Here is a 21,785-nt window from a genome sequence, read left to right on the forward strand (position 1 = left end):
TACCGGCACGGCCGGGCCCCGACCGCTTGAATGCAGTACGAACAGTTACGGAAGGACGCTCATGACCAACACCTATTACGTTCCGAAGGGTGGGCTGCCGCAACAGACCGACCTCACCACGGACCGCGCCATGTTCACCGAGGCGTACGCCGTGCTGCCGCGCGGCACGATGCGCGACATCGTCACCAGCCTGTTGCCGTTCTGGGACGACACCCGACTGTGGATCATCGCCCGGCCCCTCTCCGGGTTCTCCGAGACGTTCTCGCAGTACATCCTCGAGGTTGCTCCGGGTGGAGGTTCGGACAAACCCGAACTCGATCCGGGTGCCGAAGGTGTCTTGTTCGTCGTCGGGGGCAATCTCAAGCTGACCCTCGCCGGCCAGAGCCACGACCTGCGTCCGGGAAGCTACGTCTTCCTGCCGCCACAGGCGCAGTGGACGCTGCGCAACGAGGGCAGCGAGAACGCCACCTTCCACTGGATCCGCAAGGCGTACCAGCGGGTCGAGGGCATCGAGGTGCCCGAGGCCTTCGTGACCCACGAGGACGACGTCCCCGGCGCAGAGATGCCCGGTACCGAAGGTCGTTGGACCACACAGCGATTCGCTGACCCGACCGACATCCGCCACGACATGCACGTCAACATCGTCAACTTCGAGCCCGGCGGTGTGATCCCGTTCCCGGAGACCCACGTGATGGAGCACGGGTTGTACGTGCTGGAGGGCAAGGCCGTTTACCTGCTCAACAAGGACTGGGTGGAGGTGCAGGAGGGCGACTTCATGTGGCTGCGCGCGTTCTGCCCGCAGGCCTGCTACTCCGGCGGACCCGGACGCTTCCGCTACCTGCTCTACAAGGACGTCAATCGGCACGCGGTGCTCAGCCGTCAGTTGGTCTGAGTCGGCTTCGACGGACGGCCGGTGACGCAGGCAGCGAACCGGCCGTTCGCGTCCGCGAGATTCCACCAGACGAAATACATATTTCCCCCAGCGAAACCTTCCGTTCTGTCGGGCGAGTCCGTACTGTGGCTCGGACGGGTGCCCGTTCGCATGGATAACCGGGCGCCGGTAAGGCATCAGCAACCATGCTCCCGGTTTCCCGGGTAGACCGTCCAGCGGCCGAGCGCCGACTGCACTGGGGAGTGAAAGCATGACTTCTGGACAACCCGAGATGATCCTCAACGGACGCGCAAGTTCGATGGCCGGGATCGATCCGTCCACCAACGCCCTCGACTACGTCCGCGACCGCGGCTTCACCGGAGCCAAGGAAGGCTGCGCCGAGGGTGAGTGCGGGGCTTGCTCGATCATGGTGCTTCGCCCCGACACCGACGGCCGTTCGCGCTGGACCGCGATCAACGCCTGCCTCATCCCGGCGCTCACGCTGGACGGCCAGGAGGTGGTCACCGCCGAAGGCATCGGTACGCCCGACGATCTGCACCCGGTGCAGCGCGAGATGGCCGTGCGTGGTGGATCGCAGTGCGGTTACTGCACCCCCGGCTTCATCTGCTCGATGGCCGCCGAGTTCTACCGCCCCGATCGCGAGGCCGGGGGCGACGACAGCGAGGAGCACGGGGCCAACGGGTTCGACCTGCACTCGCTGTCGGGCAACCTGTGCCGCTGCACCGGCTACCGCCCGATCCGGGACGCCGCGTACGCACTCGGCGACGCGGACGAGAGCGACGAGCGGGTCACCCGCCTCTCCTCGCCGGCGCCCGAAGGCGCTGCCACCAGCGTCGAGCACCACTACGGACGGTTCGTGCGCCCCACGTCCCTGGACGAGGCACTCTCGATCATCTCCGGCGACGAGGACGCGGTCGTCGTCGCCGGTTCCACCGACTGGGGCGTCGACGTGAACATCAAGGGCGTGCGTGCACCGCTGGTCGTCGCGATCGACCGGCTCGCCGAACTGCGCGGCTTCCAGATGAACGAAGACTTCGTCGAACTCGGCGCCGCACTGACCCTCAGTGAGGCCGAGCGCCTGCTCGACGGACGTGTCCCGCTGCTGGCCCAGCTGTTCCCGCAGTTCGCCTCCCGCCTGATTCGCAACGGCGGCACGATCGGCGGCAATCTCGGCACCGGATCGCCCATCGGCGACACCCCTCCCGCGCTGCTCGCGCTCGAGGCGGACCTCGTCCTCGCTGGCCCCGGCGGGGAGCGCGAGGTGCCGCTGGCCGACTACTTCACCGGTTACCGCCAGACCGTCCGCGACCCGGACGAGCTCATCAAGGCGATCCGGATTCCGTTGCCGCTCAGTGGGGTGACGGCCTTCCACAAGATCGCCAAGCGTCGCTTCGACGACATCAGCAGCGTGGCCGTCGGCATCGCGCTCGACATCGACGACGGCGTGGTCAAGAAGGCACGCATCGGACTCGGCGGCGTCGCGGCCACTCCGATCCGGGCAACCGCCACCGAGCAGGCGCTCGAGGGCAAGCCGTGGACGGGGCAGACGGCTGCAGCGGCGGGTGAGGTCCTCGGCGGCGAAGGCACGCCGATGGACGACCACCGAGCCAGCGCCCGCTACCGCGCCGCGACCCTGCGTACGTCCTTGCCGAAGTTGTTCGCGCAGACGACCGAGGAGGTCGCGTCATGAGCACCCTTTCCCAGCGTCCGATGAATGCCGTTGTCGGACAAGAGATGCCGCATGAGGCGGCTGATCTGCACGTCACCGGTGCGGCGCTGTACACCGACGATCTGGTGGGCCGCACGGCCGGCACGCTGCACGCGTACCCGGTGCGGTCCGAGGTCGCGCACGGCAAGGTGACCCTGCTCGACGTCCAGCCGGCGTACGACGTCCCCGGCGTGGTGCGGGTGCTGACCGCCGACGACGTGCCCGGGATCAACGACGCCGGCATCAAGCACGACGAGCCGTTGTTCCCGGACGAGGTCATGTTCTACGGGCACGCCGTGTGCTGGGTGCTCGCCGACAACCTCGAAGCAGCCCGTCGTGGTGCCGCCGCGGTCAAGCTCGAGGTCGAGCCGCTCCCGGCGCTCATCACGGTCACCGAGGCGATCGAGGCCGAGAGTTTCCAGGGTGCGACACCGACCATGGTGCGCGGCGACATCGAGACCGCGTTCGCGCAGGCAGCTCATGTGTTCGAGGGCGAGTTCGAGTTCGCCGGGCAGGAGCACTTCTACCTGGAGACCCACGCCTCGCTCGCACTGATCGACGAGAACGGCCAGGTCTTCATCCAGTGCAGCACCCAGCACCCCACCGAGACGCAGGACATCGTGTCGCATGTGCTCGGCGTCGAGGCGCACGAAGTCACCGTTCAGTGCCTGCGTATGGGTGGCGGCTTCGGTGGCAAGGAGATGCAGCCGCACGGCTTCGCCGCCATCGCCGCACTCGGTGCCAAGCTCACCGGACGCCCGGTCCGCCTGCGGCTGAACCGGAATCAGGACATGACGATGTCCGGCAAGCGGCACGGCTTCCACTCCTCGTGGAAGGTCGGGTTCGACGGCGAGGGCAAGATCGTCGCGCTCGACACCCTGCTCACTGCTGACGGTGGGTGGAGCCTCGACCTGTCCGAGCCGGTACTCGCCCGGGCGCTGTGTCACACCGACAACGCGTACTGGTTGCCGAATGTCCGAGTGCGTGGACGCATCGCCAAGACGCACAAGACGTCGCAGACTGCGTTCCGTGGGTTCGGTGGACCGCAGGGCATGCTGGTCACCGAGGACATTCTCGGACGCTGCGCGCCGGCGCTCGGTATCCCGGCCCATGAACTGCGGCGCAAGAACTTCTACGTGGAGGGTCAGGAGACCCCGTACGGCCAGGAGGTGCGTCATCCGCACCGGATGGTTGCCTGCTGGGACCAGGTCTGGAGCAACGGCGAACTCGACCGCCGGATGGCCGAGGTCGAGCAGTTCAACGCCGCGCACGACGACGTGAAGCGCGGTTTGGCGATCACGCCGGTGAAGTTCGGCATCTCGTTCAACTTCGTCTCGTTCAACCAGGCGGGCGCGTTGGTGCATGTCTACAAGGACGGCTCGGTGCTGATCAACCACGGCGGCACCGAGATGGGCCAGGGCTTGCACACGAAGATGCTGCAGGTCGCGGCGACCACGCTCGGTATCCCGCTCGACCGGGTGCGGCTCGCGCCGACGCGTACCGACAAGGTGCCGAACACCTCTGCCACAGCTGCAAGTTCGGGTGCCGACCTCAACGGTGGGGCGGTCAAGGACGCGTGTGAGCAGATCCTTGCGCGGCTGGAGAAGGTCAAGGCCGACATGCAGGAGGAGATCGGATGGGACGATCTGGTGAAGAAGGCCTACTTCGACCGGGTCCAGCTCTGGGCGGCGGGCTACTACCGCACCGAGGGTCTGTCCTGGGACGCCTCGATCGTGCAGGGAAACCCGTTCAAGTACTTCGCGTACGGCGTCGCCGCGGCGGAGGTCGAGGTCGACGGCTTCACCGGCGCGTACACGACCCGTCGGGTCGACATCGTCCACGACGTCGGCGACTCCCTGTCGCCGCTGGTCGACATCGGACAGATCGAGGGCGGTTTCGTGCAGGGCGCGGGCTGGTTGACGCTCGAGGATCTTCGGTGGGACACCAGCGACAAGCCGACGCGCGGACGCCTGGCCACGCAGGCCGCGTCCACCTACAAGCTGCCGAGCTTCTCGGAGATGCCGCACGAGTTCAACGTGAAGCTGCTGGAGAACGCGCATGAGGACGGCGTCGTCTACGGCTCGAAGGCCGTCGGTGAGCCACCGCTCATGCTGGCTTTCTCGGTGCGCGAGGCGCTGCGACAGGCTGCCGCGGCGTTCGGTGACGGGGGAGCGGTCATCGAGATCGGTTGCCCGGCCACGCCGGAAGCGGTGTTCTGGGCGTTGGAGGATGCCCGCGCGGGCAACTCGTCAGATCCCGACTGAGGATCACGAATCATGCACTGGGCCAAGGTGATTCAGTGCCTTCGCCACGAACGGGTGCCGGCGGTTCTGGTGACGGTCGTTGCTGTGCGCGGACACGCTCCGCGGGCGGCCGGCGCCAAGATGGTCGTCACCGCGGTACAGGCGTACGGCACGGTCGGCGGTGGCAATCTCGAGGAGACAGCCATCACCCGCGCGCGGGAGATGCTGGTCGAGGCGAGCGAGGAACCCGAGCAGATGCACATGTCACTCAGCACGCACGCCGACAACAGTTTCGGTGTGCAGTGCTGCGGAGGTGAGGTCACGATGATGTTGGAACCCTCGCCGCCGACGCCGGCGGTCGCCGTGTTCGGACTCGGTCATGTGGGTCGGGAGTTGGCGCACATCCTTGCGCGGCACGACGTCCTCCTCTACCTCGCCGATTCCCGTGTGGCGCAGGTCGATTCGGTGCGTTCCGAGCTGGTCGACACGGTGGCGGAGGTCGAGGTCCGTCATACTCCGGTGCCTGAGGTGCTGCTGACCGAGGTGCCGTCCGGCACGCATGTGGTGATCATGAGTCACGACCACGCCGAGGATGCTGCGCTCTGCGACTCGGCGCTGCGCAGGGACGACCTGGGCACGATCGGCCTCATCGGGTCGAACGCGAAGTGGCGACGCTTCGAGAAGACCCTCGTCGAGGAAGGGCACACGCCACAGGCGATCGCGCGCATCCAGTGCCCCGTCGGAATCCCCCAGGTCACCTCCAAGGAACCGGCCGCCATCGCCGTCGGCATCGCCGCACAACTGCTTGAGGCTTTCGCGAACGATCGTGACAGCGAAAGGGCCACTCGATGACCATCTACCGCGCGACCGTTCTCGACACACCGGACAGTCCCTTCGACGGTGCGGCACTGCGTACCGGCACCGACATCGGACTGCGGGTGGTCGAGGGCATGATCACGCGGCGCGACTCGTTCGAGGCCGTCGCCCGGGAGTATCCCGACGAGCAGGTGGTCGACCTGAGCGACGGCATCCTGCTGCCCGGGTTCGTCGACACCCACGTCCACTTTCCGCAGTTGCGGGTCATCGGTGCGCTCGGCATGCCGTTACTGGACTGGCTCGACCGTGCGGCTCTTCCCGAAGAACTGCGCATGGCCGACGACGAGCAGGCTGCGCGCGTGGCCAAGGGCTTCCTGCGCGGCCTGCGGGAGGCCGGCACGACGACCGCGCTCGTCTTCGGTTCGCACTTCACCTCGGCGATGGACGTCTTCTTCAGCCAGGCCCGCGCGAGCCGGATCCGCATCATCAGCGGTCTCGTCGTCTCCGACCGGATCCTGCCGGAGGGACTGTTGACCACTCCCGAGCGTGCGTACCAGCAGTCGATCGACCTGGCCCGGCGATGGCACGGGGTGGGCCGACTGCATTACGCGGTCACCCCGCGGTTCTCGCTGTCGGCGGGGGAGGAGATGCTCGCGGCCTGCGGCCGGGTGATGAAGGAGATCGACGGCTTGTACTTCACCTCCCACGTCAACGAGAACAAGCGCGAGGTGGAGGAGGTCGAGGAACTGTTCGGTGGGCCGGACTACACCTCCACCTACGACGTCCACGGTCTGCTCGGACGGCGCTCGGTGCTGGCGCACGACGTCCACCCGAAGGACGAGGAACTGTCGATGATGGCCGCGCGCGGTACGTCTGTCGCGCACTGTCCGACAAGCAACTCGGCCCTCGGCAGCGGACTGTTCCCGCTGAAGCGGCACGTCGAGCAGGGCGTTTGGGTCGCGCTCGGTAGTGACGTCGGTGCAGGCACTGGGTACTGCCTGCTGAAAGAGGGGCTGCAGGCCTACTTCGTGCAGCAACTGCTGGCCGACGAGGGACTTCCGCTCACCGCCGCGCACCTGCTCCACCTGGCCACGCGCGCCGGTGCGGTGGCACTGGACCTCGGCGACCGCGTCGGCGATCTGTCCGTGGGGCGTGAGTTCGATGCGGTGTGGATTCGTCCGAAGAACGGTGACCCGCTCGACATGGGCATCGAGTACGCCAAGGACTCCGAGGACGCTCTGGCAAAGATCTTCGCGCTCGGCACGACGGACGACATCGCGTCGGTCTGGGTCGGCGGCGAGCGGCTCTGATCGCGCTCGAATAGGTAAATAGGCTAGCTATGTAATATTCTCGGCGGCGATGACTCACGCCGCCACCTCCCCGACCCGCCCGCCGGACTCGTCACCGCAGTCCTGGCAATCACCGGAACACTCGTCGCACTGCAGCAGACGCTCGTCGTCCCGCTGTTGCCCGAAGTGCCCAAGCTGTTGCACACCACCGAGACGAACGGTTCGTGGCTGGTGACCGCGACCCTGCTGACCAGCGCGGTCGCCACCCCGATCGTCTCCCGGTGCGCCGACATGTTCGGCAAGCGGCTGATGATGCTCATCTCGCTCGGCGCGATGATCGTCGGCTCGTTGATCGGCGCGCTCGGGCACGAGCTGTGGCAGGTCATCGTCGGCCGGTCGCTGCAGGGCTTCGCGGCAGCTCTGGTGCCGGTCGGGATTTCGATCATGCGCGACGAACTGCCACGCGAGAAGGTCGGCGGCGCCGTCGCACTCATGTCCGCGACGCTGGGCATCGGGGCGGCCATCGGGCTGCCGCTGTCCGGCTTCATCTACGCCCACTTCGACTGGCACACGCTCTTCTGGGTCAGTGGCGTGGCCGCGATCGTGATGTTCATCGCGATCCTGTTCGCCGTTCCTGAATCGTCGATCCGGTCGCCGGGGCGCTTCGACGTGCTGGGCGCACTGTTGTTGTCCAGTGCCCTCGTCTGCTTCCTGCTCGCCGTGTCGAAGGGGGGCGACTGGGGATGGGGCAGCCGTACCACCCTCTCGCTCCTGGCCGTCGCCGCTCTCCTCGTGGCGGCGTGGGTGCCGTGGGAGCTGCGGACGCCCGGCCCGATGGTGGACCTGCGCACGGCCGCGCGTCCGCCGATCCTGCTGACGAACATCGCCTCCGTCTTCGTCGGACTGTCGATGTTCGTCAACCTCGTCTCGACCACGCAGTTGCTGCAGATGCCCGAGGCGACGGGCTACGGGCACGGGTTGAGCGTGCTGGATGCGGGCCTGTGCGTGCTGCCGGCCGGCCTGATGATGGTCGTGTTGTCGCCGGTGACGGCCACCATCACCCGTCGCTGGGGAGGTAAGTACTCGCTCATCATCGGCGCAGTGGTGCTGGGTCTGAGCTATGTGCTGCGCGTCTTTCTGACCGGGTCGGTGTTCCAGATCGCGCTGGGCGCGGTCATCACCAGCGCCGGGACGGCCATCGCCTACGCGGCGATGCCCAGCATCATCATGTCCAACGCACCGATCAGCGAGACGGCTGCCGCGAACGGGTTCAACGCGTTGCTGCGAGCCGTCGGCACCTCGACCTCGAGCGCGATGGTGGCCGCCGTCCTTTCCACCGTCGCCATGCGCGTCGGGGACATCGAACTGCCGACCCTCGAGGCCTTCCACGACATCTACTGGATAGCTGCCGCCGCAGGTCTGATCTCGGCCTTCATCGCTGTCTTCATCCCTTCCAGTCGCCGGCAAGAGGCGAACCGGACCCACGCGGGCAACGACGTGATCATCCACGGGCATGTGCGGGACGCGTCCGGTCGCCCTGCCCGCAGCGCAGTCACCACCTTGCTCACCGACACCGGCGAGGAGGTCGACTGGTCGCGGGTCGAACCGGACGGTTCGTACTCGCTCGTGCTGCCCGGTCCCGGTGTCTACCAACGGATCACGAACGCCGATGGTTACCAGCCGCGCGCCGAACTCGTCCGCATCGACAAGCCGGGCGCGTACGACGTGGAACTCGGACCACGTCTGGAACTCACCGGACTGGTCCGCCTCGAAGGGCGCCCCGTTTCGGACGCGTTGATCACCGTCACCACTGCGTCAGGTGAGGTCGAGCAGACAACCACGGCCGGCCCGGACGGACGATTCACCGTCCGTCTCGGGGTGACCGGACGGCATGTCGTGAGCGTCATCGATCCGTCGACGGGTGCCTCCAGTTCCCGCCACGTCGTCGTTCTGGGTTCGATCGAGCCGCTCGTGGTCGACCTCGAACCCGTCTCTGCGCTTACCGTGGACGCATGACCTCCACCACCGAACGCGACCTGTTCACGCTTCCCGCCGTCGGCTTCGGCACCTACCCGCTCAAAGGTGAGGTGGGCGTCGAAGCGATCGTCTCGGCGTTGAAGACCGGCTACCGCTACCTGGACTCGGCGGTGAACTACGAGAACGAGGAAGAAGTCGGCGACGCGATCCGCAAGAGCCACATTCCGCGCGACGAGGTGATGGTGGCGACCAAGATCCCGGGCCGATTCCATGCCAAAGACCTTGCCGCGCAGTCACTTCGCGATTCGGCGTCCCGGATGAAGCTCGACCACATCGACGTCGGCCTGATCCACTGGCCCAACCCGAGCGTCGACCTGTACGTCGAGGCGTGGCAGGCGCTGATCGAAGCTCAGCAGGCCGGACTCGTGAAGGAGATCGGCGTCTCCAACTTCACCGCGCAGCACCTGCACCGCATCATCGACGAGACCGGGGTGACGCCGTTGGTGAACCAGATCGAACTGCACCCCTACTTCCCGCAGGTCGAGATGGTGCAGGTGCACGAGGAACTGGGGATCCGGACGCAGGCATGGAGCCCGCTCGGCAAGGCGAGCGCGCCCTACTCCGAAGGCCCGGTCGTCGAGGCAGCCAGGGCGCACGACGTGACACCGGCGCAGGTCATCCTGCGCTGGCACGTGCAGCGCAATGTCATGCCGTTGCCGAAGTCGGCCACGCCGTCACGGCAGAAGGAGAACCTCGACGTGCTCGGGCTCGACCTCACCGATGCCGAAGTCGCGGCGATCACCGCACTCGGTAAACCTGACGGACGTCTGTTCGGCGGCGACCCGGACACCCACGAGGAGCAGTAGGGCGGCCCGGTCAGCGGTTGCCGAGGATCTTGTTCACCAGACGGTTGCCGGCACCGGACGGGTTGGCGCTCGCCATCATCGTCCGAGCCTGCACGCCGACTCCGCGATGCACGCCGCCGCGTCCGCCCTGCGCCACCTTGAACGCGGCGCGGGCGACGTCGTCCGGAGTCAGGCGTACCCCGAGCGCACGGGTGGTGCCGATGTCCATTCCTTCGACCATGTTCGTGTTCACGAACAGTGGCCAGAGCGCGTTCACCTTGATTCCCTCGCGCTGCCACTCCAGTTCGAGCGCTTCGGTGAGTCCGCGGACGGCGAACTTGGAGGCGGAGTACGCAGCGAGGTCCATCTGCCCGTAGATCGCGGACGCCGAACACAGGTTGATGACCTGTGCCTCACCGGCACGCTTGAGGTAGGGATAAGCCGTGTGGCAGCCGTTCATGGTGCCGAGCACGTTGATCTCGATGGTTCGCGTCTGGTCGGCCAGCGAGATGTCGGCGAACCGGCCGCTGTGCAGGATGCCTGCGTTGTTGATCAGCACGTCGAGTGTGCCGTCCGGGCCGCACAGTTGCTCCAGGGACAGCTCCCAGTCATCGACGTTGCGCACATCCATCGAACCGGTGACAATCTCGGTGCCTGCACCCGCTTCTCCCAGAAGCTTTACCAGGGCCGCGACGTCGATGTCGTACGCACCGACCTTGTAACCGTCGCGTGCGAACTTCAGCGCGATCGCCCGTCCGATGCCGTTGGCGGCGCCAGTCACAAGGACGGTCTTCTGCTGGGCCATGAGGGTCCTTCCGAAGACGATTTGCTCCCAAGTTACCGGCCGGTCACCCCGGGCGTCCCGGAAAGCGGAGGGTCGCCTACTCCTGACGTGACTCGGCGGGTGCGACCCGGACGCCGCCCTGTCCGCTGCGCTTCAACGCGGCTGCGACCCAGCCGTTCTCCTTGAGTTGCTCGACGAGCGAGTGCAACCAGGCGACGGTTTCGTCCGACATCGCCTTCGGCACGGCAACGGCCTGTCGAATCTGCATGAACGCGTCCTCGATCAGGCGGTGGCGGGCGTCGGATTCGACGAACACCGTTGCGGGCTGGCGGATTCCGGCTCCTGCCTCCAGCTCTTGATCCGCGTAGACGTCCACGCCTTCAGACCCGCGGACCAGTTCGGCGTGCTCGAGAGTGCGGGTGAGGAACAGATCGTACGCCGATCCCTGCTTCACCCCGATCCGCATGCCTTCCCGGTCCACATCAGCGACCGTGCTCAGCGAGCTGTCGGCGGGGACCACGAAGACGCCTTCGATCAACGCGTACGGCGCGGTGAAGTTCACCTGATCAGCGCGGGCGGGCTCGATCGCCATGAACCCGATCACCGCGTCCCCGGTCGTGAGCGCTTCGAACGATTTACGTGCCGCATCGAAGCAGACGTACTCGACCGCGACTCCGAGTCGCTGGGCGATTTCGGCCCCGAGATCGACGGTGACCCCGGATGGACCGGCCGAATCTCCCTGCGCAAGAACCGGATTGCCGAGGTTGATCGATGCGCGCAGCATGCCGAGCGGGGCGAGTTCGTCACGGATCTGATCGAGATTCATTTCGCCAGCGTAGAAGTGGGAGCCGTTGCACACCCGGCGAACGCCCGAGCGAGTACGCGCCCTGGGAAACTGGACCGCATGACCGCTACCGAACTCACGATCGAAGGTCTGCCGGACGGATGGACGGTGCGCCCTCCTGAGCCGAACGATGCGGACGATGTCGTCCAGCTCGTCGCCGACCGGCGCCGCGCCGTCGGCCGTGACGGCTCCGTCGACGCCCCGATGCTCAAGCGGCAGCTGACCGGTATCGGTTCGTGGACCAGACGGCAGGTGCTGGTGTTCGACGAGGAGGGCCACCTTGCTGCGTGGCTTTCGGTGCACGACAGGGCTGCCGGTCGGACGGATATCGAGCCTGAACTGAGACAGGACTTGACCGGGGCGCGGGCCGATCAGGTTGCGCAATGCCTGTTCGAAGCGGGGGAGCGGTTCGCGGCGGCCATCTCGAAGGTTCGTGGCTTGAAATCGACGCTGCTGGACGCGCATGCCTACTCCGTGGACGAACGCCAGCAGAAGTGGCTCGCTGCAGCGGGCTACGACCACGTCCGCACGTGGTGGCACATGTCGCGTCCGGTGGTCGCGTCGGAGGTCGGTTCACTGCCGTCGCCGCGCGCAGAGGTCACTGTCCGTCGCGTAGAGAAGTACGACGACGGTCTGCCCGTCGCGAAAGACCTGCAGACCGTGCACCAGTTGCTTGAAGAGTCCTTCCAGGACCACTTCAGTTCCTATCGCGAGAGCTTCCCGGAGTTCGTGATGCGATTGCGCGAGGACCCCGGACACCGCTGGGACCACTGGTGGTTGGCCACGATCGAGCAGGACGGTGAGCAGTTGCCGGCCGGTGCTGTGGTGTCGTCCGTGAGCCCGCCGGACGTTGACGGCGTCGAGGGCAGCTACATCGACTACATCGGCGTACACCGTCGAGCGCGCGGACACGGTGTGGCAAAAGCGTTGCTGCACACAGTGATCGCCGATGCCGCGGAGCGCGGACGGAACCGCGTCGGGCTCGAGGTCGACGCCGATTCGCCGACCGGTGCCGACGGGCTCTACACGTCCCTGGGTTGGAAGACCGTCTACAAGACACAGTCGTGGCATCAGCACCTCGACCTCTGATCACAGGGACGCCACTTAGACTGCAGACACGACCGCCGAGGAGGACCGGATGATCATCTTCCTCATCGTGTTGGCCTCGATCTACCTCTTCGGTGTGATCTTCGCGGTCACCGCCGCGAGCATGCACCTCGGTGACGAGTCGGCGTTGAAGCGGCAGGAAGCGCTCAACCAGCTGAAGCGTGCTCCGCTCTGGCCGATCGACGAGGTGCGCCGCCTGAAGGCCGAGAACGAACTGTCCAAGCACCAGGCGAACATCGAGCAGTCGCGCCGGCTGCTGGAACAGCTCGACCGCGTCGAACGGGAACAGCGCCGCAACCTGCAGACCTGGGAGAAGGCGGCTCAGTCGCAGGAGAAGCTGCGCGAACTCACTCGCCGCGACGACAACGCCTGATCCTGCTCGCCGGTGAAATCAATTCGGTGCTGCTCGAGCTGAAGTCACTGCCGGTCGAGTCGCGGGTACCCGTTGGTCAAGCCGAAATTGACCGCTGGTTGAGCCCGACGGGGAGGAACGAATCCGTCGACCAATCGGCTCTGTTTGGTCCTCGAAAGCTCTCGAGCAACCGGATCGGTCAGATTGGCGAAAGAGCTGCGGCTCAATGGCTTCGGGATCGCGGTTATTTCATCCTTAGATATCAAGCTTCTCCGACAGAAAAAAGGTGGCGCATATATAATATTATGACCAAAGGAAATATGTATTGGGAAGTAAAGGCTAACAGTAGCCAGCTCGCCAAATCGCAGCGATACTGGGGTAATCGGTACCGTACCCTCGGATTTCGGATCCGGTGCATCAGAGTAATGGTTAACCCCTACAGTGGGCGGGTGACCGGGGATCTGGGAAGAATCATGTCGTCGATGACGATTAACCTGAAGGAGAGACAATCGTGTCATACGATCTAGGTCTATGGGTAGGCCAGACGCCGAACTCAGACAAAGAAGCTGCGGACGAGTTCGAACGCCGTTTCGCTCAAGCAGAAGAAGACGACAGCTCGGATGCCGAACCAGCAATCGAAGCGTTTGTGGCTGAAGCGGTAGATAAGTTCCCAGAGTTCGACGATGATAGCCCATGGGCAAGTCTTCCTGTAATACTCGGAGCCACTGGCGACTTTATTTCTGTCTCTCTTACCGTTCCGGGGGCGGTGCATGCGGCAGAGATTGCGCGCATTGGTGCGTCTAACGGTCTCGTCTGCTACGACCCGCAGCGAGAGGACCTTCTCCCTTAGATGTTGCGCTCATACCGGGAGGAGATCCTCAACCCCGGCCCCGCTCAGTCGACAGGTAGGCGATCATCCGTATCTGTGCAGCTCGGTCCCCCGGATCCACCGCGTCGACCGCATGTCGGTACTCATCCTTGCGAGCGAACAACTTCCCCACGCGCACCAGGCCAGCACCGCGGGCCTCCTCCCGGTCGATCAGGGCGATCAGAGAGCCACCCAGGCGAGTCAGGCGTTCGCGCATGATGTCGTACACCACCGCGTCACTGCACTCATCGAAGGTGTCGATGCGTTGCGGTTGAGCACGCATCACTCGTCGCCTGATCAGGTTCCTTGGACGTTAAGGATTGCATCCCGCACGAACATCCCATGATCTGCGCGACGCGGTGAAATGCGGCTCTTCGCAGTTGTGGGTGTAGCCCGGGACCGCCGGCTGGTTCGCGGACAGGCGTCGAGGTCTTCCAGGATGGAAGTTCTCACGCTCACCATCCGCCGGAAGACCTCGACTTGCACCACCCTACGTTCGTGACCCCTGACCTGACCACGTTCTGCCGTCTCGACGAGCTCGGCCTTCAAGCCGTCGGGCAGCTGCTCGAGGCTGATCGGGCGGTGCTGGAGTGCCGCGTCGTCGAGGACGACCCGTGGTGTCGGAAGTGCGGCGCGGAGGGCGTGCCGCGTGACACGGTGACGCGGCCGCTGGCGCATGAGCCGTTCGGGCATCGGCCGACGACGCTGCTGGTCCGGGTGCGCCGCTACCGGTGCACGCACTGCCGCCGGACCTGGCGGCAGGACACGTCGAAGGCGGCGGCGCCGAGGGAGAAGATCTCCCGCGGCGGGATCGGGTGGGCACTCACGGCGATCGTGGTCGACCACCTCACCGTCTCCCGCGCCGCAGCAGGGCTCGGGGTGTCGTGGCATACCGCGAACACCGCGATCATCGCCGAAGGCAAGCGTCGCCTGATCGACGACCCGGCGAGGTTCGACGGGGTCACCACGATCGGTGTCGATGAGCACGTCTGGCGTCACACACGGTTTGGCGAGAAGTACGTGACCGTGATCATCGACCTCACCCCCGCGAGGAACAAGACGGGCCCGGCCAGGCTGCTGGACATGGTCGAGGGCCGCTCGAAGCAGGTGTTCAAGGAGTGGCTCGCCGCCCGGCCTGCGGAGTGGTCGAGCCGGATCGAGGTGGTCGCGATGGACGGGTTCTCCGGGTTCAAGACCGCCGCGGCCGAAGAGCTCCCCGACGCGGTCCCGGTGATGGACCCGTTCCACGTCGTCCGCCTGGCCGGCGACGCGCTCGACCGGACCCGGCAGCGCGTCCAGCAAGACACACTCGGGCACCGCGGTCACGCCGACGACCCGCTCTACGGGGCCCGCCGCACCCTCCACACCGGCGCGAGCTTCCTCACCAAGAAACAGACCGCGCGGCTCGACGCGGTGTTCGCCGCCGAGGAGCACGTCGAGGTCGAAGCGACCTGGGGCATCTACCAGCGCATCGTCGCCGCCTACCGCGAACCCGACAAGAACAAGGCGAAGGAGATGATGCGGGCGGTGATCGACTCTGTCAGCAACGGCGTCCCCGCGCTGCTCAAAGAGATCCGTCGCCTCGGCCGCACGCTGAAGCAGCGCGCCGCGGACATCCTCGCGTTCTTCGACCGCCCCGGAACGAGCAACGGCCCAACGGAGGCCATCAACGGCCGGCTCGAGCACCTTCGCGGTTCCGCCCTCGGCTTCCGGAACCTCACGCACTACGTCGCCAGATCGCTCCTCGAAGCCGGCGGATTCAGACCGCTCCTACACTTTCATTCGCGATGAGCCTGAAATGCCTCGGGCTGCGCGCTCCAGACCCAGTGCGTGCGTACCCGGGTGCGGGTCACGAGGCCAGCGGCCAGCAGGTCTTCAAGCCACGAGTTCGGTTGAGTCTTCGACGCACCCTTGATCTCACTGGTCGCGATGGCGAACTCCTCGAGCAAGTGTTGAACGAAGCCGACAACGCGCCGCTCCAACGAACCCCTCACACCGACAGTGATCGCGACCGCGACCAAGGTTGCCCCTTCCACTACGACCGACTACACGCCGGCGACTTCATCATCATCACGTTGTCACCAGGGCTCTTCACGTTCCGGACCGGTCCGGCGACCGCTTCGGCCACCGACCACCCGGCCGAACAACCCCACCCGGCGCATCAGCCCAGCCGGCACAGCCGTACGAGCGACAATCCTGGGAACCCCTCAACCTCCACTGGATCGAATTCCACAACACCGGCTGACAGCGAGCCCTGCGGTCGCACGCACAAAGCGCATGACGCTCCGCTCAACACGAGGACAGCATCGTGCGTCGGCGACAGCGGGAAAGTCGTTTGACGATCGACGTTACGGCTGTGAGTGTCAGCGGGTGCCTCCCCTTCGTCCTTGGCCCAAGACCATCAACGGTGTGTTGCTGCGCGATCCCCAAGACGGAGACATCGAGGTCATCGCGAGCTTCCGCAACCTGCCCGAAGTCAACCGGTGGATGATCGTCACCCACCAGACCCTTGACGAGCTACGCCGAAGCTGGCTCGCCGTTCCGTCCAGCCAGACGGACTTCTCCTGCGTCGCCGAGGTCGACGGTGAGCTTGCTGGGGTCGGATTCCTTGAGGTCGAGGACGGAGCGGGCCAGCCCGGCAAGCCTCGCGGGACCGACGCGTGCATCGGATACATCGTCCGTCCGGGGTACGAAGGTCGCGGTGTGGGATCAGCCGTTGCCCGCGGCCTGGTCGAGGCTGCGTTTGTGCACCTTGAACTGCGACGAGTGACGGCCGGCTGCTTCGCGGACAACTTCGCTTCGGTACGCATCCTGGAGAAGACCGGTCTGCGGCGCGAGCAGCACGGGCGAGGGGACTCCTGGCACGCCGAACTGGGATGGGTCGACGGCTACACCTACGGCGCGCTCAGAGACGAGTGGCTCGCTGCGCGAGCCGGAAGCCTGGCAGCCGGCACCGAATCCTGAGGCAGCCTCCGTGGTTCGAGCGGGTGTGGCCTCGCGTCCGGTCGACGCTTGATCACGCGCTTCGGAATTTCGCTCGCCCGAACGGTGCAGAGCAGCGGCGTGGATCAAGTTCTGATCGAGCAGCGACAGGTCGGCAGCCGCTGCGAAACCGCTGATATGACCCCCAAGGCTGAACATCGCGATCGGTCACGCCGCCGGCGTCGTGGCTGGTCAGGGTGACGTCAACGTACCCGTACCGCGGGTCGAGGTCGGGAATGAGGTGGTGCAGCCGGCCACCGTGCCGACAGCGATGAGGCGGCGGCGCGACGCAGTGCGGGGGTGTTCATGTGGGACTCCTTTCCGAGCGAGAAGGGTCCCTGTGTCGACGTCCGCGAAGTGGTGTCTGTCGGTGGGGCTAAGCCCACCAACCGCGGCCCATGCCGAACTCGCTGTACAGATCGTGCGGCAGGTCGGTGCGCGAGCCGAGGAAGGAACCCACGACGGCACTGCCCAGATCGTCGAGATCGGGGGTGACCACGCGGCCGTCGACCCGCTTGGCGAGTTCGCCGAGGAAGCGTCCGAGCGACGGCTCGTCGCCGAGTTGGAAGAAGGTGGTCTGCGCGCCCATCCGTCCGGCGGTCTCCAACTCGCGGACGGTGACCGCGAGCGTGAACGGGTGCGGCGGGTAGTCGAAGAAGGACTGTCCGTCGCGTTCGAGGTGCGCAGTCGGCTCGCCGTCGGTGACGATCAGCAGCACCGGCTGTGCGGACGGGTGCTTGCGGAAGAAGCGATTGGCCAGCAGCAACCCGTGGTGCAGGTTCGTCCCCTTGTACTGCATGCCCGACAACGCGGTGAGTTCCTCGATGCCCATGACCTCGGCGTTCCGGCCGAAACCGATGAGCTGCAGGTGATCTCCGCGGAAGCGTGTCGAGATCAGCTGGTGCAGCGCGAGAGCAGTGCGCTTCATCGGCACCCATCGACCGGCGCGGATCATCGAGTACGAGGTGTCGACCAGCAGAGCCACCGCGGCCTGGGTGCGCGCCTCGGTCTCGACCACCTCGACATCGCCCATCTCGATCCGGACGCGTCCGTCCCGCCGACCGTCCGCAGCCTTGCGCTGGACGGCGTTGGTGATGGTGCGGGTGACGTCCCAGCTCTGGGTATCCCCGAACTCCCACTGCTTCGAGGCGCCGGTCAGTTCGCCCGCGGCACCCGATCGACGCATGTCCCGCGACCCGGAGCGACCGGACATCCGGTCGGCGACATCCCGCAGGAGCGTCTTGCCGAGCTGCCGCATCGCCTTGGGGGACAGGCGAAGTGCGCCATCCGACCCCTTGGCCAGGTATCCGGTGTCGCGCAGTTCGCGCTCGAGATCGGCGAGCGTGCGTGCGTCGAGCGCCGCTTCCGGGCCGAGCAGCTTGGAGACGGCGTCCAGATCGATGTCGTCCATCCGGGCTCCCGGCCGGTCCTGGTCGAGTTGTTGGACGAGGTCGTCGAGTTGGGCGAGCTCCTGCAGCGCGCCGGTGCCGTCGCCCAGACCAAGTCCTTCCTCGCCGCCGAACTCCTCCGAGCCGCCCCAGTCCTCGCCCGGACGCAGTGACTGCAGCTGGGAGTCGAGCTGCGCGAGTTGCTCCATCAGCTCCGGTGATCCGAACGCCTGCCCGGCCAATTGCATGAGTTCCTCACGCTGCTCGGGGGTCATCGAATTCATCATTCGCTGCGCGGCCGCAGCGCGGGCTGCCATCGCGTCGAGGAGTTCGTCGAGATTCTGCGGGTTCTCGGGGAAGAACTCGCCGTGCTTGTCCATGAACTGCTCGAACGCCTCGTCCACGTCCTGCCCGGCTGCCTTCTTCGCCAGCAGCTCGTTCAGATCGCGCAGCATCTCGGTGACCGCGGCTCGATCCTCATCGGTCGCGGACTCCAAGGCCTGCTTCATACCCGCGAACCGCTGGTCGAGCAGTTCTCGACCCAGCAGGTCCTTGATCTGCTCATAGTGCTCGCGCGCGTCGGCCGACCGCCACGGGTAGTCGGCCAACTCGGTGACGGCCTGCGCGGGAGACGGCGGGAGGTTCTCGATCCGCATCTCGGCGAACCGGGCATCGTCGTCGAGGTCGCGAGCCAGCCGCTTTCGCTCCTCCAGCACCGCCTTGTCCAAAAGCTCCTTGACCTGCTTCAGTGTGCCGCCGAGGTTGCTGCGTGCCAGGATCTCCTCGCGTCGCTTGGACACCTGCTGCATCAACTCATCGAGCCCGCGCTGTTGCTCGCTGCCGCGTCGCAGGTACTCGCGCATCGCCTGCTCGGGGGAGTACCCGGCCATGACGTCCTCACCGATCGCGGCAAGTGCGTCGGCGAGGTCGACGGGAGGAGCCAGCGGATCGGGTCCGCCGGTGTACTTCCCGTAACGGGAGCGATGGGTCATTCGAATTCCGTTCAGCCGTAGATGGTTTCGCCGTCGCCCGACTGCTTGCCCACCTTGCGGATCAGGTACAGGCCTTCCAGTGCGAGCTCGATCGCGCAGGCACGTTCGCCGTCCGTCGTCGCACCGACCCGCTCGGCGATGTCGTCGTAGAGCGTCGATCCGGCGAGCGAGGGAAGTCCGTCGATGAAGTCCTTGGCCGTCACCCGCTCACCGGTCGTGACCATCGAGCCGTTCTCGAACGCGTCCACCAGTGGAGCCAGGTCGAGTCCCTTGAAGAGGTGACGCACGGTGTCGGCTGTCGAGGTACGCAGCAGGTGGTCGAGCACCGCGCGTTCGCGTCCCTCTTCGCCGACCTCGAACTCCACCTTTCCGCCGAGCACGTCGACCGCTGTCTCCAGATCGACCACGCGAGCCACGGCGTCGTCCTCGCCACGAATCACCTTGCGGTGCAGCGCAGCTGCCGCGATGGTCTCCGCCCCTGCGATCGAGAAGCGGGCCGAGACACCGGAGCGTTGGTCGACGGACGACGACTCACGCAGGGCACGGGTGAAGCGGGCCAGGATCTCGACGAGTGCGTCCGGCACGGTGGCGACCAGATCTGCCTCCTGCCGAATGACGGCCACCTCGTCGTCGAGCTCGACCGGGTAATGGGTGCGGATCTCCGCGCCGAAGCGGTCCTTGAGCGGAGTGATGATGCGTCCGCGGTTGGTGTAGTCCTCCGGGTTGGCGCTCGCGACGACCAGCACGTCCAGCGGCAGCCGCAGCAGGTAGCCACGGATCTGGATGTCTCGCTCCTCCATCACGTTGAGCATCGCGACCTGGATGCGCTCGGCGAGGTCGGGCAGTTCGTTGATCGCGACGATGCCGCGGTGCGAGCGGGGGATCAGGCCGAAGTGGATCGTCTCCGGGTCGCCTAGACTGCGCCCCTCGGCGACCTTCATCGGATCGACGTCACCGATCAGGTCGGCCACCGAGGTGTCGGGGGTTGCAAGCTTCTCCGAATACCGCTCGGCGCGGTGCCGCCAGGTGATCGGCAGGTCGTCACGGAGTTCCTCGGCACGCTGCTTGGACGCGTGGGTGATCGGGTCGTACGGGTGCTCACCCAGTTCGGACCCCTCGATCACCGGCGTCCACTCATCCAGGAGCCCGGCGAGAGTACGCAGGATGCGGGTCTTGCCCTGGCCACGTTCGCCCAGCAGGACGACGTCATGGCCGGCGATCAGTGCCCGTTCCAACTGGGGGACGACGGTGTCGTCCAGGCCGTGCAGGCCCGGCCACGGGTTGCGTCCCTCGGCGAGGGCCGCGAGCAGATTGTCGCGGATCTCTTCGCGGATGTGCTTGTGCTGATGGCCGCTCGCGCGAAGTTCGCCGACGGTGCTGATGGTGGGTGCCTCGGTCACCCCCTCACGCTACGTCGTGGACCGGTTCGGTCGTGAGTGTCCGGACAATGGGCGAGACGTGACGGACGTTTTCATCCCTTGAGGTGGCAGGATCCAGACATTGCCCGGGTGGTTCTCAGAGAGCGGGACGCGATGGTGGATCTGACCCTCGACGACGAACAGCGCGGCTTCCAGCAGGTGGCCCGTGAGTTCCTCGCCAAGGAGGTCGTGCCCTACCGGCGTGACTGGGACCGTGCCGAGTCGATCGATCTCGCTCTGGTGCCCAAGCTCGCGGAAATCGGCTTCCTCGGGCTGACCGTCCCGCAGGAGTACGGCGGCATCGGCGGCGACTGGATCACCTACTGCCTGGGCATGGAGGAACTCGGTCGTGCTGACTCGTCCGTGCGTGGACTCGTGTCGGTGTCGATGGGATTGTGCGGCAAGCCGATTCTCGATTACGGCACCGAGGAGCAGAAGCAGCACTGGCTGCGCCGCATCGTCACCGGTGAATCGATCGGCTGCTTCGGACTGACCGAACCCGACAACGGGTCCGACCCCGGCTCGCTGAAGACGAAGGCGGTCAAGGACGGCGACGACTACCTGCTGCGCGGACAGAAGATCTTCATCACCAACGGCACCTGGGCGGACGTCTGCCTCGTGTTCGCGCGCACCAGCCCGGACGGGCCGAAGGGCATCAGTGCCTTCCTGGTGCCGACGAATTCGCCCGGATTCGAGCGCCGCGAGATCAAGGGCAAGCTCGGCCTGCGCGGTCAGGCGACCGCGGAGATCTTCCTGGACGAGGTGCGGGTGCCCTCCTCTGCCCGGCTGGGTGACGAGGGCAAGGGAATGTCGATCGCGATGTCGGCCCTGGACAAGGGTCGGGTCTCGGTCGCTGCCGGGTGTGTCGGAATCGCGGCCGGCTGCCTCGAGGAGGTCGTGAACTACACGACCGAGCGCAAGCAGTTCGGCAAGGTCATCGCCTCCTACCAACTGGTGCAGGAGATGATCGCCGACATCAGCGTCGACACCGATGCGGCCCGCCTGCTGACCTGGCGCGCGGCCCACCTGTTGGAGAAGGGCGAACCCTTCAAGGTGGAAGCCTCGAAGGCGAAGCTGTTCGCGTCCGAGACGGCCGTGAAGTCGGCCAATCTCGCCATCCAGGCGTTCGGCGGCTACGGCTACATCGACGAGTACCCCGTGCAGAAGTACCTGCGGGACGCCCGCGTGATGACGCTCTACGAAGGCACCTCCCAGATCCAGAAACTGCTCATCGGCCGCGCCGAGACCGGCATCAACGCGTTCACCAGCTGAAAGGTCCC

General features: G+C 66.1%; 19 protein-coding genes. 13 read left to right on the forward strand and 6 right to left on the reverse strand.

Going from position 1 to position 21,785, the window contains the following annotated elements:
- The first annotated feature begins 61 nt into the window (after nucleotides 1-61).
- From MF407_RS01275 to MF407_RS01305, 7 genes are all read left to right on the forward strand, one after another.
- The gene (locus MF407_RS01275; RefSeq protein ID WP_239700864.1) at nucleotides 62-892 is read left to right on the forward strand and encodes a bifunctional allantoicase/(S)-ureidoglycine aminohydrolase; all 831 of its coding nucleotides are present in this window, start codon (nucleotides 62-64) and stop codon (nucleotides 890-892) included.
- A 250-nt stretch (nucleotides 893-1,142) separates the two neighbouring features.
- A complete protein-coding gene (locus MF407_RS01280) occupies nucleotides 1,143-2,582 on the forward strand; it encodes an FAD binding domain-containing protein (protein WP_239700866.1) in 1,440 nt (479 codons plus the stop codon).
- On the forward strand, nucleotides 2,579-4,864 hold the full coding sequence (gene xdhB / locus MF407_RS01285; protein WP_239700868.1) for a xanthine dehydrogenase molybdopterin binding subunit: 2,286 nt from the start codon (nucleotides 2,579-2,581) through the stop codon (nucleotides 4,862-4,864). Before MF407_RS01280 ends, xdhB begins: the two co-directional genes overlap by 4 nt.
- Before the next feature lie 12 nt (nucleotides 4,865-4,876).
- A complete protein-coding gene (gene xdhC, locus MF407_RS01290; protein WP_239700870.1) occupies nucleotides 4,877-5,695 on the forward strand; it encodes a xanthine dehydrogenase accessory protein XdhC in 819 nt (272 codons plus the stop codon).
- Entirely contained in the window at nucleotides 5,692-6,969 is a 1,278-nt protein-coding gene (guaD, locus tag MF407_RS01295; RefSeq protein WP_129625507.1) for a guanine deaminase, read from the forward strand. The genes xdhC and guaD overlap by 4 nt, the downstream gene beginning before the upstream one ends.
- A 108-nt stretch (nucleotides 6,970-7,077) precedes the next feature.
- Nucleotides 7,078-8,964, forward strand: a complete 1,887-nt coding sequence (locus MF407_RS01300; RefSeq protein ID WP_345770878.1) for an MFS transporter — start codon at nucleotides 7,078-7,080, stop codon at nucleotides 8,962-8,964.
- Entirely contained in the window at nucleotides 8,961-9,791 is an 831-nt protein-coding gene (locus tag MF407_RS01305) for an aldo/keto reductase (protein ID WP_239700873.1), read from the forward strand. The genes MF407_RS01300 and MF407_RS01305 overlap by 4 nt, the downstream gene beginning before the upstream one ends.
- A gap of 10 nt (nucleotides 9,792-9,801) precedes the next feature.
- Here MF407_RS01305 and MF407_RS01310 read toward each other — a convergent pair whose 3' ends face one another.
- Complete coding sequence (locus MF407_RS01310) at nucleotides 9,802-10,575, reverse strand: SDR family oxidoreductase (protein WP_239700876.1); 774 nt, start codon at nucleotides 10,573-10,575, stop codon at nucleotides 9,802-9,804.
- A 76-nt stretch (nucleotides 10,576-10,651) separates the two neighbouring features.
- Nucleotides 10,652-11,380 (reverse strand): transporter substrate-binding domain-containing protein, encoded by a 729-nt coding sequence (locus MF407_RS01315; RefSeq protein ID WP_239700879.1) that lies wholly within the window; start codon nucleotides 11,378-11,380, stop codon nucleotides 10,652-10,654.
- Between the two features lie 78 nt (nucleotides 11,381-11,458).
- On the opposite strand from MF407_RS01315, the gene MF407_RS01320 reads away from it, so the two are divergent.
- From MF407_RS01320 to MF407_RS01330, 3 genes are all read left to right on the forward strand, one after another.
- On the forward strand, nucleotides 11,459-12,487 hold the full coding sequence (locus MF407_RS01320; protein ID WP_239700881.1) for a GNAT family N-acetyltransferase: 1,029 nt from the start codon (nucleotides 11,459-11,461) through the stop codon (nucleotides 12,485-12,487).
- Between the two features lie 49 nt (nucleotides 12,488-12,536).
- Complete coding sequence (locus MF407_RS01325) at nucleotides 12,537-12,878, forward strand: hypothetical protein (RefSeq protein WP_239700884.1); 342 nt, start codon at nucleotides 12,537-12,539, stop codon at nucleotides 12,876-12,878.
- Between the two features lie 490 nt (nucleotides 12,879-13,368).
- On the forward strand, nucleotides 13,369-13,707 hold the full coding sequence (locus MF407_RS01330; RefSeq protein ID WP_239700887.1) for a hypothetical protein: 339 nt from the start codon (nucleotides 13,369-13,371) through the stop codon (nucleotides 13,705-13,707).
- 28 nt (nucleotides 13,708-13,735) lie between these two features.
- Here the strand turns inward: MF407_RS01330 and MF407_RS01335 are convergent, their stop codons facing one another.
- Nucleotides 13,736-14,008 carry a hypothetical protein gene (locus MF407_RS01335; protein ID WP_239700890.1) on the reverse strand — a complete coding sequence of 91 codons (273 nt, stop codon included), beginning with the start codon at nucleotides 14,006-14,008 and terminating at the stop codon, nucleotides 13,736-13,738.
- Nucleotides 14,009-14,205: 197 nt separating this feature from the next.
- Here MF407_RS01335 and MF407_RS01340 point away from each other — a divergent pair, with 197 nt between their 5' ends.
- Nucleotides 14,206-15,516 (forward strand): ISL3-like element ISPfr18 family transposase, encoded by a 1,311-nt coding sequence (locus tag MF407_RS01340; RefSeq protein WP_239700893.1) that lies wholly within the window; start codon nucleotides 14,206-14,208, stop codon nucleotides 15,514-15,516.
- Here MF407_RS01340 and MF407_RS01345 read toward each other — a convergent pair.
- A complete protein-coding gene (locus MF407_RS01345; RefSeq protein ID WP_239700896.1) occupies nucleotides 15,504-15,746 on the reverse strand; it encodes a hypothetical protein in 243 nt (80 codons plus the stop codon). The two genes, MF407_RS01340 and MF407_RS01345, sit on opposite strands and share 13 nt — an antisense overlap.
- Before the next feature lie 349 nt (nucleotides 15,747-16,095).
- On the opposite strand from MF407_RS01345, the gene MF407_RS01350 reads away from it, so the two are divergent.
- Nucleotides 16,096-16,689 carry a GNAT family N-acetyltransferase gene (locus tag MF407_RS01350; RefSeq protein WP_239700898.1) on the forward strand — a complete coding sequence of 198 codons (594 nt, stop codon included), beginning with the start codon at nucleotides 16,096-16,098 and terminating at the stop codon, nucleotides 16,687-16,689.
- Nucleotides 16,690-17,083: 394 nt separating this feature from the next.
- Here the strand turns inward: MF407_RS01350 and MF407_RS01355 are convergent, their stop codons facing one another.
- A complete protein-coding gene (locus tag MF407_RS01355; RefSeq protein WP_239700900.1) occupies nucleotides 17,084-19,087 on the reverse strand; it encodes a VWA domain-containing protein in 2,004 nt (667 codons plus the stop codon).
- 11 nt (nucleotides 19,088-19,098) lie between these two features.
- Nucleotides 19,099-20,487, reverse strand: a complete 1,389-nt coding sequence (locus MF407_RS01360) for an ATP-binding protein (protein WP_129624710.1) — start codon at nucleotides 20,485-20,487, stop codon at nucleotides 19,099-19,101.
- Between the two features lie 108 nt (nucleotides 20,488-20,595).
- Between MF407_RS01360 and MF407_RS01365 the strand changes: the two genes are divergently transcribed.
- Nucleotides 20,596-21,777 carry an acyl-CoA dehydrogenase family protein gene (locus MF407_RS01365; protein ID WP_239700904.1) on the forward strand — a complete coding sequence of 394 codons (1,182 nt, stop codon included), beginning with the start codon at nucleotides 20,596-20,598 and terminating at the stop codon, nucleotides 21,775-21,777.
- Nucleotides 21,778-21,785: the final 8 nt, after the last annotated feature.

Origin of the sequence: Yimella sp. NH-Cas1 (assembly GCF_022359705.1) — a bacterium.
In the GTDB taxonomy this organism is placed as follows: domain Bacteria; phylum Actinomycetota; class Actinomycetes; order Actinomycetales; family Dermatophilaceae; genus Yimella; species Yimella lutea.

Coding starts and splice junctions, on each gene's coding strand:
- MF407_RS01275 (WP_239700864.1), top strand. CDS start 62: ATGACCAACACCTATTACGTTCCGAAGGGTGGGCTGCCGCAACAGACC.
- MF407_RS01280 (WP_239700866.1), top strand. CDS start 1,143: ATGACTTCTGGACAACCCGAGATGATCCTCAACGGACGCGCAAGTTCG.
- xdhB (WP_239700868.1), top strand. CDS start 2,579: ATGAGCACCCTTTCCCAGCGTCCGATGAATGCCGTTGTCGGACAAGAG.
- xdhC (WP_239700870.1), top strand. CDS start 4,877: ATGCACTGGGCCAAGGTGATTCAGTGCCTTCGCCACGAACGGGTGCCG.
- guaD (WP_129625507.1), top strand. CDS start 5,692: ATGACCATCTACCGCGCGACCGTTCTCGACACACCGGACAGTCCCTTC.
- MF407_RS01305 (WP_239700873.1), top strand. CDS start 8,961: ATGACCTCCACCACCGAACGCGACCTGTTCACGCTTCCCGCCGTCGGC.
- MF407_RS01310 (WP_239700876.1), bottom strand. CDS start 10,575: ATGGCCCAGCAGAAGACCGTCCTTGTGACTGGCGCCGCCAACGGCATC.
- MF407_RS01315 (WP_239700879.1), bottom strand. CDS start 11,380: ATGAATCTCGATCAGATCCGTGACGAACTCGCCCCGCTCGGCATGCTG.
- MF407_RS01320 (WP_239700881.1), top strand. CDS start 11,459: ATGACCGCTACCGAACTCACGATCGAAGGTCTGCCGGACGGATGGACG.
- MF407_RS01325 (WP_239700884.1), top strand. CDS start 12,537: ATGATCATCTTCCTCATCGTGTTGGCCTCGATCTACCTCTTCGGTGTG.
- MF407_RS01335 (WP_239700890.1), bottom strand. CDS start 14,008: ATGCGTGCTCAACCGCAACGCATCGACACCTTCGATGAGTGCAGTGAC.
- MF407_RS01355 (WP_239700900.1), bottom strand. CDS start 19,087: ATGACCCATCGCTCCCGTTACGGGAAGTACACCGGCGGACCCGATCCG.